Raw genomic sequence first — 12,741 nt, forward strand, 5'->3', positions numbered from 1 at the left:
GACCATGGCAGCCACGGCCACGGCAGCAGCCCAGCGCATCGTCATCGAGCACTGCGCGATCGCGACGGTCGACGCGGACGACACGGAGTACGCGAGCGGGTACGTCGTCATCGCGGGCAACCGCATCGAGGCGCTCGGCGAGGGCAGGGCCCCCGAGGGCCTGGAGAACGTCGTACGCCGCATCGACGCGACCGGGCACCTGGTGACTCCCGGCCTGATCAACACCCACCACCACTTCTACCAGTGGCTCACCCGGGGCCTGGCCACCGACCACAACCTGTTCGACTGGCTGGTCGCGCTCTACCCGACGTGGGCGCGCATCGACGAGCCGATGGTGCACACGGCCGCGCGGGGCTCCCTGGCGATGATGGCCCGCGGCGGCGTCACCACCGCCATGGACCACCACTACGTCTACCCGCGGGGCACCGGCGACCTCTCCGGCGCCGTCATCCGCGCCGCCCGCGAGCTGGGCGTCCGCTTCACCCTCGCCCGCGGCTCGATGGACCGCGGCGAGAAGGACGGCGGCCTCCCGCCGGACTTCGCCGTCGAGTCCCTGGAGGACGCGCTCGCCGCGACCGAGGAGACCGTACGGCGGCACCACGACCCCTCGTTCGACGCGATGACCCAGGTCGCCGTCGCCCCCTGCTCGCCGTTCTCGGTCTCGACCGAACTGATGCGGCAGAGCGCTGAGTTGGCGCGCCGACTCGGCGTACGGCTGCACACGCACGGCTCGGAGACGGTCGAGGAGGAAGAGTTCTGCCACGAGCTGTTCGGCATGGGCCCGACCGACTACTTCGCCTCGACGGGCTGGCTCGGCGAGGACGTGTGGATGGCGCACTGCGTCCACATGAACGACTCCGACATCGCCGCCTTCGCCCGGACCGGGACCGGCGTCGCCCACTGCCCCTCCTCCAACGCCCGCCTGGCCGCCGGGATCGCCCGCGTCCCCGACATGCTGGCGGCGGGCGTCCCGGTGGGCCTCGGCGTGGACGGAACGGCGTCCAACGAGTCCGGCGAACTCCACACCGAACTGCGCAACGCCCTGCTCATCAACCGCCTGGGCACCCACCGCGAGGCCGCCCTGAACGCCCGCCAGGCGCTGCGCCTGGGGACGTACGGCGGCGCCCAAGTCCTGGGCCGGGCCGGGGAGACCGGCTCGCTGGAGCCGGGCAAGCTCGCCGACCTCGTTCTGTGGAACCTCGACACGCTCGCCCACGCCTCGATCGCCGACCCGGTGGCCGCCCTCGTCCTCGGCGCGGCGGCACCGGTCACGGCCTCCTTCGTCAACGGCCGCCAGATCGTGGAGAACGGGCGTCTGCTGCACGCCGACGAGGATGAGATCGCCCGCGCCACGCGGGAGGAGGCGCGGCGGCTGGCGCGGGTCGCCGCGGGTGAGGGGTGAGGGGTGAGCGGGGCGGCGGCAGGCGGGCGGGGCTAGGAGCCGGAACCGGGCTCGGGCTTCTCCGGTTCGGGCTCGGGGTGGGGCTCGGGGTCCTCCGGGTTGCCCTGGTGAGCCTTGTGAGGGCCGCTGTCCGGGGCCGGTCCGATACGGATCCGGAACTTGCCGGCGAACCTGCGGTGTCCCGCGATGACCGCGTGCTCGATGGCCTCCGCGCCCTTGTCCTCGCGCACGATCAGCGGGTCCCGCCGCAGGTCGCGCATCAGGGCCCAGCACAGGCCCACCATCACCAGGGTGAACGGGGCGGCGACGAGGATCGTCAGATTCTGCAGGCCGGTGAGCGCGTCACCCGCACCGCCGCCGATCAGCAGCATGATGGCCGCCACCGCGCCGGTGAGCACGCCCCAGAAGATGACGGCGGGCTTGGTCGGCTCGATCGAGCCACGCTGCGAGAGGGTGCCCATCACGATCGAAGCGGCGTCGGCGCCGGAGACGAAGAAGATCGCGACGAGGATCATCACCAGCAGGCTCGTCGCGGTGGCGACCGGGTACTGCTGGAGCACGCCGAACAGCTGCCCCTCCTGGGTGGTCACGCCCGCCAGCCGCCCCTCCTCGTCCAGGCGCATCGCCGTACCGCCGAAGATGGCGAACCAGACCAGGCTGACCGCGCTCGGCACCAGGATCACGCCGCCCACGAACTGCCGGATGGTGCGGCCGCGGCTGATCCGGGCGATGAACATGCCGACGAACGGCGTCCACGAGATCCACCACGCCCAGTAGAAGACCGTCCAGTTGGACAGCCAGTCGGCGACGCCCTTGCCGCTCGACGCCTCAGTACGCCCGGCCAGCTGCGGCAGGTCGTTGAGGAACGCGGCGACCGAGGTCGGGATCAGGTCGAGGATGAGGATCGTCGGGCCCGCCACGAACACGAAGACGGCGAGAATCAGCGCCAGCACCATGTTGATGTTGGACAGCCACTGGATGCCCTTCTCCACGCCGGACACGGCGGACAGCACGAACGCCGCGGTCAGCACGGCGATGACGACGACGAGCAGGCCCGTACCGACGGTGCCCAGCCAGCCCAGCACCCGGATGCCGCTGCTGATCTGCAGCGTGCCGAGGCCGAGGGACGCGGCGGAGCCGAACAGCGTGGCGAAGATGGCCAGGATGTCGATGACCCGGCCGCCCCATCCCTCGGTGCGCCGCCTGCCCAGCAGCGGCTCGAACACCGAACTGATCAGCTGGCGTCTGCCGCGCCGGAAGGTGCTGTACGCGATGGCGAGGCCCACGACGGCGTAGATGGCCCAGGGGTGCAGCGTCCAGTGGAAGAGGGTGGTGGCCATGGCGGTCTCCATGGCCTGGGCCGCGTCGGCCGGGTCGGTGCCGGGCGGGGGATTCCTGAAGTGGGCCAGCGGCTCGCTGACCCCGAAGAACATCAGCCCGATGCCCATGCCGGCGCTGAACATCATGGCGATCCAGGACACGGTCCGGAACTCCGGCGCCTCGCCCTCGGCCCCGAGCGTGATCTTGCCGTAGCGGCTGATCGCGAGCCACAGGGCGAAGACCACGAAGGCGGACGCGGCCAGGACGAAGGCCCAGCCGGCGTTGTGCATCAGCCCGCGCAGGAGCGCGTTGGACACGTCCTTCAGAGACTGGGTGGCCAGTGCGCCCCAGATGATGAAGGCGAGCGTCGCCGCGGCCGTGACGCCGAAGACGACGACGTCGGTCTCCGGGCGCCGCGTCTCGTGCGGGCTGCCCGGCAGGTGCCTGACCACGACGTCGTCGGCGCCACCGCCCTCGTCCTTCCCTTTGTCCGGCACGTGTCGCCCCTTTCGCGCAGGGAAGCCTGATCTATCCGATCTTGCTACGCCTTACCGGGGCTCTTGCAGAAGGCCCCGGCGTTCACGCCGGGATGAATGCATCTCAAGGCTGCTCTGACGTGCACCTTAGAGCCGGCGTTTTTGCTGCTCAATGTACTGGCGGACGATCGTCAACGGTGCTCCGCCGCATGATGCGGTGAAGTACGAGGGCGACCACAGGTGTCCGTGCGTGATGGCGCGGTTGACCTGGCCGGTGAACTCCTGCCGTATCCGGCGGGCGGAGACGCCTTTGAGGCTGTTGACCAGCTTGGAGACGGCGACCTTGGGCGGGTAGTGGACCAGGAGGTGTACGTGGTCGCGTTCGCCGTTGAACTCCTTCAGCTCCGCCTCGAAGTCCTCGCAGACCTTGCGCATGATCTCTTCGCAGCGTGTCAGCATCTCGTCGTTGAACACCCCGCGCCGGTACTTCGTCACGAAGACCAAGTGCACATGCATCGCCGAAACGACGTGTCTGCCCCGCCTGTAGTCGTTCTGCCCCTCCATGAGACCAATCGTATTAGGATCTTGGCTGTGCAGCTCCGCTACAACTACCGGGCCTATCCGGACGGCACCCAGCGCCGTGCGCTGGCGCAGGCGTTCGGGTGCGCCCGCGTGGTGTGGAACGACTGCCTGCGCGACCGCAAGGAGGCGCACGCGGCGGGGCTGCCGTACGTGAAGTCGGCCGAACTGTCCCGGCTTCGCATCACCCAGGCCAAGCGCACGGAGGAACGGGCCTGGCTCGCGGATGTGTCGGCGGTCGTCCTGCAGCAGTCTCTGCGGGACCTGGACACCGCCTACAAGAACTTCTTCGACTCGGTCAAGGGCAAGCGGCAGGGCCGCAAGGTCGGCCCTCCCCGCTACAAGTCGAAGAAGGACACCCGGCAGTCGCTCCGCCTCAACACCAACGCCTTCTCCCTGAAGGACGACGGCACGGTGTACGTGGCCAAGGTCGGTGATCTCAAGGTCAAGTGGTCCCGCCGGCTTCCGGCCGCGCCCACGTCTCTGACCGTCACCAAGGACAGCTCGGGCCGGTACTTCCTCAGCTTCGTCGTGGACACCGAGCTGGACATCCTGCCTGAGCTGGAGACCGACGCCGGTATCGACCTCGGTCTGTCCGCCTTCGCCGTCCTGTCCGACGGCAGGAAGATCGACAGCCCGCGCTTCCTGCGCCGGGCGGAGAAGAAACTCAAGCGCCTTCAGCGGGAGCTGTCCCGCAAGGCCAAGGGATCGAAGAACCGGGCCAAGGCCCGCATCAAGGTCGCACGCCAGCACGCCAGGGTGGCCAGCCGGCGCCGGGACTGGCACCACAAGGCATCCACACAGATCATTCGCGACAACCAAGCGGTGTACGTGGAGGACCTCGCGGTGTCCGGCCTGGCCCGTACTCGGCTCGCCAAGTCCGTGCACGACGCGGGATGGTCCGCGTTCGTCGGCATGCTGGAGTACAAGGCGACTCTGCACGGCCGCACCTTCGCCAAGGTGGGCCGGGCCTTCCCGTCCTCTCAGGTCTGCTCGGCCTGCGGATTCCGCGACGGACCCAAGCCCCTGTACGTCCGGAAGTGGACGTGCAGGGCATGTGGCACCGTGCACGACCGCGACCACAACGCAGCCCGCAATGTCCTCTTCGAGGGACGTCGTATCGTCGCCGCCGGACGGGCGGAGACGCTAAACGCCTGTGGAGCGCCGGTAAGACGGGCACCCGTGCCCGCACAGCGCGGTGAAGCAGGAAGCCCCCGGAAGGGTCAGACGACCCAGGCCGGAATCCCCGGCCGTTAGGCCAGGGAGCACGTCAACACGCGCCCGTTCCGTACCCTCGCCGCCTCGCGCGGCAGGGGCTCGCCGGGAGGGACGTTCGACCGGTCCCGGCGATGTCGGCACTGAGCGCGGCGGCCACCAGAGAGACCACCAGGATCAGCGACCACGTGAGGACATGAACCGAACGCGGGTAGCTCGCAAGCGAGTAGCCGTCCCCGGTCAGAAGGCCGACGGCCAGCGCCGCGAGGGGCACCCCCGTGACGGCCCCCGCGAGAAGCCCCCGAAGCACCGGCCGCGCGATCACCCGACAGGGCGCGACGGCCAGCACGACCCCGATGAGGACCCCCAGCACGACACCCCCGGCCATGCTCCCGGCAACGCCCCACGTCCCCAAGGAGATCAGCGCCCACACGGTTCCCCACCGCCCACCGCGCATGAAGACGAGCGCCCCCACGAGGCACAAACCCCCACCGACCCCCGCCGGCCACACCCCGATCCGCACCCCCACACCGACGCCCCGACGAACGACCGCCCGCACTGTCATACGCGCCCTCTCCTGCGAGTAGATGTCGGGACCTTACTGCGCAGCGCCACCGCGGCGAGCGCCCCTGCTCCCACCGCGAGCCCAGTGCCCACCAGGAATGCCAGCCGGTACCCCGCCGCCGTGGCAGTGACCAGTCCCGCGCCCTGGCGGAGCAGGCCATGGGTGCGGGTCGCCGCGAGCGTCGACAGCACCGCCAGCCCCAGGGAACCGCCCACCACCTGAGTGGTGTTGAACAGGCCGGAGGCCAGTCCCGCGTCCTCGTCCCGCGCCCCCGACATGGCGAGCCCGGTCAGCGCGGGCATCGCTGCCGCGAAACCGGCGGAGAGCAGGAGAAGCGGCGGAAGGACGTCCTCGACGTACGAACCGTCTGCGGGGGCCCGGCTCAGCAGGGCCATGCCCGCGATGATCAGTGCCAGCCCGGCCAGCAGCACCCGATAGGCGCCGAACCAGCCGATGGTTCGCGCCGAAAGCCCCAGCATCAGCAGTCCGATCGTGACCGGCGCCGGCAGGAACGCCATACCGGTTGCCAACTCGCCGAAACCCAGTACTCGTTGTACGTACAGCGCGCCGATGAACTGGAAGCCGTACATCGTCCCGATCATCAGGATCTGGACCGCGTTGGCGCTGGTCAGCAGCCGGGAGCGGAACAGTCGCAGGCGCAACAGCGGGCGTGCCGCGCATGCCTGGCGGATGGTGAACGCTGCGAACAGGGCGAGAGCGAGGCCCGCGAGGAGCAGGGTGGCGGTCAGGTCGCGGCTGCCGGAACCGACGATGACGTACACGGTCAGCATCAGGGCGCCCGTGATGAGTGCCGCCCCCGGGAAGTCGGCCCCTTTGCCGAGCCCGGCGCCGCTCTCCGGCGCGAGTACACGCATCGCGGCCAGCCAGGCAGCGATGCCGATCGGCAGGTTGATCAGGAAGATCCAGTGCCAGCTCAGGGTCTGGGTCAGCGCGCCGCCGAGGAAGGTGCCGAGCGCTCCCCCAGCCGCGCCCACCGCGCTGAACACCGCGATGGCGCGCGCCTGCTCATGCGGCTCAGGGAAGAGGGAGACCAGCATGCCGAGCACCACGGCCGACGCCGTCGCCCCTCCCGCACCCTGCACGGCCCGTGCGGCGATCAGGACGGTCTGGCTGGTGGCGAGCCCTGCCAGCACCGAGGCGGCGGTGAACACGGCGAGTCCGGCGGTGAACATCCGCTTGCGGCCCACCAGGTCCCCGAGCCGCCCGGCCAGAAGGAGCAGCCCGCCGAACGGGACCAGATAGGCGTTGACCACCCAGGCGAGGCCCGGCCCGCTGAATCCCAGGTCGGTCTGGATGGCGGGCATTGCCACGGTGACGATGTTGCCGTCCAGGATGGTCATCAGTGTCCCCGCACACAGGACGACGAGGGACGCCCAGCGGGAGTACGTTCGAGACGGCGTCACGCGTGCCGGTGACTCGGCTGTGATCGACATGACCTCTTGGCCTCCGCATGCAAGCACGATAAGGAACCGAGCGTGCCCTTGGTGCACGTCTTGTAACGGGGCTCATCATGGGTGACCATGGGCAGGACGGTAAGGAGGCAGTTCGATGTCCCAGAGGAACACGGGTGTTTCCACCCAGGTCGTGAACGCCCACGCGTGCCCGGTCCGCGAAGTTCTTGACAGGGTCGCCGGAAAATGGAGCGTCCAGATTCTCGTCGCGGCCGCCCACGGCCCGATCCGGTTCACCGAGTTGGAGCGCAGCATCGAGGGCATCAGCCGTCGCATGCTGACGCTCACCCTGCGCAACCTCGAACGCGACGGACTCGTGACGCGCACGGTGTACCCGACGGTGCCGCCAAAGGTCGAGTACGAACTGACGTCGGTGGCATATGAGTTGCACGAAACCCTGCAACGCCTGACGGACTGGGCGGAGCGCAACCGTCTGCACATCGCCGAGGCACGCGCCGCCTACGACGCCGAGCACCGACCGGAGTTGCTCGGCGCGCAGGCGGCGCGGTGACGGCTAGTGCCCTGACCGCATAGACACCTCACGTTGCTACGCCGTCAAGCGGGGCGAACGTCGCGTTCGATTGTCGGGCTTGGCAGGTTGTCCTGGTTGTGCCGGAAGGTCCCAGCAACAAGACGCTTCCCGGCTGCCTCAAGGCCTGCGAAGATCATGAGTGTGACTGCAGCAGACCCTCATCCCCTCTCCGCGCTGGAAGAACCCGCCCTGGCTGTGCGGGAAGAGCGGGATGGTCTGCTGGCCGTGGCGGGCAGGCGCGGATATGACGTCCCGGTCCCGGTAGCGGTCTATGACACGTCCGATCTGAGCTGCCGCGTCCTCGTTCACTCGCGCTTCCCTGTGCATGCGATGGCCTTCCATCCCGCGCTCCCACTTCTGGCAGTCGGCACCGGCCGATACGACGGCGGCTACTTCTTCGAGGGGGAACTGCTGCTCCTGCATCTCAAGACCAGCGAAACCCGATCGCTCATCGAGCACGAGATCGGCCGGCAGGTCCTGGAGCTGGAGTGGGTTGACGAACAAGCCCTACGGATCCTGATGGCCCCGCCCGACGACTGGCAGGACAAACAGGCCCGTGTAGAGGGGCACGTCGCGGTAGTCCACCGAGACGACTGGGCTGCCGTTTCAGCCCGGTCACTCACCGGCCGCGATCTGGCTGGCCCGAGGATGCCGGCACCACGTCCCGACGGCCGCGAGGTAGCCCGCCAGATGCTCGCTGAAGTCAGCGCGGCCTGGCGAGTTCAGTGCGCCGATCACTCAGCGGAACTGTGATGGCATCAGGCCGCTTCGGCGAGCTCGATGGGGAACGCCGTTTGCTCGTCGAACAACTTGCGGCGCTGGAGGCAGTGGCAGAGCTGGCCGATCATGCGGTTGAACAGGTTGCGCTGAGCGGCGGCGTGCCAGTCGCCGATCTCGCGGCGGCGCCGGTAGTGGGCGTCGGCTCCGGGTGAGTGGCGAAGGGCGGCGAAGGCCCAGAGGTAGCCGGCATGGTTGAGCCGGTCGTTCTTCACCCATCGGCGGGTGATCGACGACTTCTTCCCCGAGGCCCTGGTGATTGGCGAGGAGCCGGCGTACGCCTTCAGGCCACGGGCGTCGGCGAAGCGGGTGCGGTCGTCCCCCATCCCAGCCAGGATCCGGGCGGCGAGCTGGATGCCGAGGCCGGGGAAGCTCAGCAAGATCTCGGCGTCCGGGTGCTGAGGGAACGTCTCCTCCACTGCCTCAGCGAGCTGGTCGGCGGCGGTGCAGGCGGCTTCCAGATGGATGAGGAGGGCGAGCATCTGCTTGCCGAGCGCGTCCTCGATCAGCGGCAGTTGGTGGGCCCACTCAGCGCGGAAGACGTCGCGGAGGCGGTCGGCCTCCGCCTCGATGCCGCGTTTGCGGCCGGCCCGCTTGAGTGCGGCCTGGAGTTGTGTCCGGGTCAGCCGTGCGGCTCGTGAAGGGGTCGGGGCGGCCTTGAGGAGTTCACGGGCCTCTGGGCGGTATAGGCCGTTGGCCCATACGGCGAAGGCGTCCAGGGCGGCCGGGTAGTACTCGCGCAGCAGTGAGCGGAGCTGGTTGGCGATCTGCTGCCGGTTCCACAGAGCGTCCTGCTGGGCGCGGGCCAGGACGCCGATGGCACGACCGAGGTCGCTGTCGTCGGGCAGGGGCCGGTGGGCGTGCATGTCGGTGCGCAGGATGTTCGCCAGGACGAGGGCGTCGCCGGGGTCGGACTTCTTGCGCGAGACGGAGTGGCGGTCACGGTCGCGGGCGGCCGCCATCGGGTTGATCGCGAACACCTTCCGCGTCCCGGTCCGCAGCACGGCAACGAGTGGGCCCCGGGATGTCTCGATCGCCACCGGGATCGGGTTCTCCTCGGTGTCGCCGTACTCGGCAAGCAGCTCCAGCAGGACTTTGTAGCCGGCCGCGTCGTCGGTGATGTGCCGCTTGGCCACTAACGTGCCGGTGTCGTCGACCAGGGCGACGTCGTGGGTACGTTCTGCCCAGTCGATTCCGCAGTAGATCAAGGTGTTCCCTCCCCTATGTGCCGGGTGTTTGCGCTGGTCACGAGCGCATGCGGGCCACGCGAGCGACCTAATCCCAGGCCTCGACCGCAGCAGGGTCGGGCCGACACCTCACTAGCCGTTCGTGGCACCAGCGCACCCCACGGGCCCCGGTCTGCGCGGGAGCTCGAATGGCTCGGGCGTATCAAGGGGTCACCGCGTGGCGGGCTCGCACCACCAACACCAACGAGTGATCAAGTGGCTGGTGTTGACGTTCGGCGGCGCCGGGCGGCATCAGGTCTCAGCCTGGGTCTCGCGGACCGTGCAGGCTTCAGATGTCCGTCCGGCCCCGGCGGGCGCCCACACCCCTGCTGCGTGGTGGCGGCCACGAAGACGTCGAACAGCGCTCGCTCTGGGTCGAGGCATCATGGCCGGGGACCTCAGTAGGCGTCCGCCCCGCGTCCACGCAACCGCCACCACACCGAGCACTGGGGCCGCGCGCCGCTCTATGCGGAGGTCTCAGCAGACCCGGTTCGCCGGAGGCGTCGCAGCCCAGTACTCGAACATCCCGAGAAGCTTCTGCTCCATCGGGACGCCCTTAGATACGGATTAGGTTCGCCGTGTTGGTGGTCGTGGCGGTTGGATGTGGGGTGACGTCCGATCCGACCGCTGGAGGCGCGGTGGCCGAGCCTGTCCGAGTGCGCAGACTGACCGACCAGGAGGGGCAGCGGCTGCAGCAGATGGTGCGCCGGGGCACCACCAGTTCGGTGCGCTATCGGCGCGCGATGATGCTGCTCGCCTCGGCCGGCGGGAACCGCGTGCCGGTGATCGCACAGCTGGTGCAGGCGGACGAGGACACCGTCCGGGATGTCATCCACCGGTTCAACGAGATCGGCCTGGCCTGCCTGGACCCCAGGTGGGCGGGAGGCCGTCCCCGCCAACTCAGCACTGACGAAGAGGACTTCGTCGTCCAGACAGGGTCACCCGTCGGGGCATGCGCTCAGGCCGATGCCTCACGGCAGGTGCGGCGTACACACAACCCGGTGAACCTTCCCGGTCAAAGCACTAGAGGCCGAACAGGCTGAGGTCCGCGGCCAGTTCCTTGAACGTCTCGCGTGGTTCCGCGACCAGTTTGCGCTGGGCGAGGTCCAGGAGGCCGGCGGTCGCGGTGACCTCGGCGGCCACGGTGCCGTCCGTCTTGCGGATGACCTGACGGATGCGGAACGTCTTGCCGCCGCCCCACTCGAACTCGCAGGTCACGTCGACCTCGTCGCCCGCGACCAGTTCACGCCGGTAACGGATCGTGGTCTCCAGCGCTACGGGGCCCACGCCCTTGCCGATGAGCTGGGCCTGGGTGACGCCGGCTGCCTGCAGCAGGCACCAGCGGGCGTGCTCGGCGTAGTTGATGTACACGCTCTGGTTGAGGTGGCCCTGCACATCGGTCTCATAGCCGCGGACGGTGACCCGGACGGAAAACGGCTCGCTCACTGCTTCCCCTTCGTACGTTCGTACGTTCGTTGTCCAGCCCACCGATCTTGGCATGTCCCTTTACGTCCGGCGGGGGGAAGCGAGCAGATAGCGCGTTCTCGTGCGGGGCTCGGTGTACTCGCCAGGCTGCCAGCCCGCGGTGTGCAGAGTGGCGGCGCAGGCTTTCAGGGTCTCGGCGTCGGGGGCGTACACCGCGACCGCTTCCGGTTGCGGGGTGGCCCGTACGCGGTAGCCGTCGGAGTCCGCGCCCGCCGGGCGATGGCCGGCCGCCTCCAACGCGAGCGCGGCGGCCTGGATCAGGTGCGTGCGCTCCCAGGCGCAGGGGCGGTCCGTGGCGCCGTTCGGGTTGGTCATCCGGCGCAGCTCCAGCAGGCCCTGCCATGCACTGTGCACCTCGCGGGCGCGGGACGGGGTGCCGGTCGGCTCGTTCTCGTCGCCCACGCGGGCCGTGAAGATCCCGGTCGCGGAGGGCCCGGGGGTGGCCGGGCCAGGGGTGGCTTCTGTCGGCTCCGGGGGCTGGTCCCGTGCGCGCTGGCCCGCCGGGGTCAGGAAGTGGTCGTGCGGCGGGCGCGGGTGACGGAAGGCGAGGCCGTGTCTCACCAGCGCCGCGAGCTGCGCCTCCGTACCGCTGCGCAGTCGTCCGGACACCGGGTCCGCGGCGTCGATGATGCGCCGCTGTGCGGCGGTCGGCGGTCGTGTCACAGCGCACTCCTCCCCAGTGAGCGGTCATGAGCGATCCGTCATGAGTGATCAGTCATCCGCAGCGTACGACCGGGCTCTGACAGTCGGCCCGGGCCGCCGCCCGGGCGCCCGCGCCGCAGGGTGCCACGTCGTGCCTGGGTAGGGTGTCCGGGACACGCATCGTGAACCGGAAACAAGGAGCAGACGTGAGCGAGCCGGCGTCCATCGCCCTGCAGCGGGAGATCGCCCGGGATCTCCAGGTCGCCGAGACCTTCGAGGCCGAGCGGGAGATCGAGCGGCGGGTGGCCTTCCTCGCCGCACTGCTGACCTCCACCGCTCTTCGGTCCCTCGTGCTGGGCATCAGCGGCGGCGTCGACTCCACCACCACCGGCCGGCTCTGCCAGCTCGCCGTCGAGCGGGCGCGCGCCGCCGGGCACGAGGCGCGGTTCTACGCGATGCGGCTGCCCTACGGCGTCCAGGCCGACGAGCGGGACGCCCAGCTCGCGCTCTCCTTCATCCGGCCCGACGAGACGCTGACCGTGGACGTCAAGCCCGCGAGCGACGCAGCCCTCGAGACCGTACTGGCCGGCGGCGTGAGCTTCCGCGACGCCCACCACCAGGACTTCGTGCACGGCAACATCAAGGCCCGGCAGCGCATGATCGCGCAGTACGCGGTGGCCGGCGCCCACGACGGCCTCGTCGTCGGCACCGACCACGCCGCCGAGGCGGTCTCCGGCTTCTTCACCAAGTTCGGCGACGGCGCCGCCGACGTCGTCCCGCTGACCGGCCTGACCAAGCGCCGGGTGCGTGCCGTCGCGGATGCGCTGGGCGCCCCGGCCGAGCTGGTGTGGAAGACGCCGACGGCCGACCTGGAGACCCTCGCCCCGGGCAAGGCCGACGAGGACGCGCTCGGTGTCACGTACGACGACATCGACGACTTCCTGGAGGGCAAGCCGGTCGACGAGCGCGCCTTCGAGACGATCGTCCGCCGCTACCGCCTCACGGAGCACAAGCGTCAGTTGCCGATCGCTCCCTAGCCGACCCGACCTG

General features: G+C 69.7%; 11 protein-coding genes and 1 pseudogene. 6 read left to right on the top strand and 6 right to left on the bottom strand.

From position 1 onward, the window contains the following. The first annotated feature begins 4 nt into the window (after positions 1-4). A complete protein-coding gene (locus tag QFZ74_RS25280; protein ID WP_307623127.1) occupies positions 5-1,402 on the top strand; it encodes an 8-oxoguanine deaminase in 1,398 nt (465 codons plus the stop codon). Between the two features lie 32 nt (positions 1,403-1,434). On the opposite strand, the gene QFZ74_RS25285 is transcribed toward QFZ74_RS25280, so the two are convergent. Beyond that, entirely contained in the window at positions 1,435-3,219 is a 1,785-nt protein-coding gene (locus QFZ74_RS25285; RefSeq protein ID WP_373462433.1) for a BCCT family transporter, read from the bottom strand. A gap of 126 nt (positions 3,220-3,345) precedes the next feature. Beyond that, positions 3,346-3,762 carry an IS200/IS605 family transposase gene (gene tnpA, locus QFZ74_RS25290; RefSeq protein WP_307623128.1) on the bottom strand — a complete coding sequence of 139 codons (417 nt, stop codon included), beginning with the start codon at positions 3,760-3,762 and terminating at the stop codon, positions 3,346-3,348. A gap of 27 nt (positions 3,763-3,789) precedes the next feature. On the opposite strand from tnpA, the gene QFZ74_RS25295 reads away from it, so the two are divergent. After that, positions 3,790-5,034: an RNA-guided endonuclease TnpB family protein gene (locus QFZ74_RS25295; RefSeq protein ID WP_307623129.1), complete on the top strand. Its 1,245-nt coding sequence runs from the start codon at positions 3,790-3,792 to the stop codon at positions 5,032-5,034. 519 nt (positions 5,035-5,553) lie between these two features. Here QFZ74_RS25295 and QFZ74_RS25300 read toward each other — a convergent pair. Next, positions 5,554-7,011, bottom strand: a complete 1,458-nt coding sequence (locus QFZ74_RS25300) for an MFS transporter (protein ID WP_307623130.1) — start codon at positions 7,009-7,011, stop codon at positions 5,554-5,556. A gap of 115 nt (positions 7,012-7,126) precedes the next feature. On the opposite strand from QFZ74_RS25300, the gene QFZ74_RS25305 reads away from it, so the two are divergent. Continuing rightward, the gene (locus tag QFZ74_RS25305; protein ID WP_307623131.1) at positions 7,127-7,540 is read left to right on the top strand and encodes a helix-turn-helix domain-containing protein; all 414 of its coding nucleotides are present in this window, start codon (positions 7,127-7,129) and stop codon (positions 7,538-7,540) included. Positions 7,541-7,702: 162 nt separating this feature from the next. After that, positions 7,703-8,314, top strand: a complete 612-nt coding sequence (locus QFZ74_RS25310; protein ID WP_307623132.1) for a hypothetical protein — start codon at positions 7,703-7,705, stop codon at positions 8,312-8,314. Between the two features lie 5 nt (positions 8,315-8,319). Here the strand turns inward: QFZ74_RS25310 and QFZ74_RS25315 are convergent, their stop codons facing one another. After that, positions 8,320-9,546 carry an IS110 family transposase gene (locus QFZ74_RS25315; RefSeq protein ID WP_307623133.1) on the bottom strand — a complete coding sequence of 409 codons (1,227 nt, stop codon included), beginning with the start codon at positions 9,544-9,546 and terminating at the stop codon, positions 8,320-8,322. A 656-nt stretch (positions 9,547-10,202) separates the two neighbouring features. On the opposite strand from QFZ74_RS25315, the pseudogene QFZ74_RS25320 reads away from it, so the two are divergent. After that, positions 10,203-10,505: pseudogene (locus QFZ74_RS25320) on the top strand (transposase); the annotation flags it as partial. A gap of 82 nt (positions 10,506-10,587) precedes the next feature. Here the strand turns inward: QFZ74_RS25320 and QFZ74_RS25325 are convergent. Both QFZ74_RS25325 and QFZ74_RS25330 read right to left on the bottom strand, forming a co-directional pair. Continuing rightward, on the bottom strand, positions 10,588-11,010 hold the full coding sequence (locus tag QFZ74_RS25325) for a thioesterase family protein (protein WP_307623134.1): 423 nt from the start codon (positions 11,008-11,010) through the stop codon (positions 10,588-10,590). Between the two features lie 60 nt (positions 11,011-11,070). Then, positions 11,071-11,712 (bottom strand): hypothetical protein, encoded by a 642-nt coding sequence (locus tag QFZ74_RS25330; protein WP_307623135.1) that lies wholly within the window; start codon positions 11,710-11,712, stop codon positions 11,071-11,073. Between the two features lie 185 nt (positions 11,713-11,897). Here QFZ74_RS25330 and nadE point away from each other — a divergent pair, with 185 nt between their 5' ends. Further along, positions 11,898-12,728, top strand: a complete 831-nt coding sequence (gene nadE / locus QFZ74_RS25335) for an ammonia-dependent NAD(+) synthetase (RefSeq protein ID WP_307623136.1) — start codon at positions 11,898-11,900, stop codon at positions 12,726-12,728. Positions 12,729-12,741: the final 13 nt, after the last annotated feature.

The organism is Streptomyces sp. V3I7 (assembly GCF_030817495.1).
Lineage (GTDB): Bacteria > Actinomycetota > Actinomycetes > Streptomycetales > Streptomycetaceae > Streptomyces.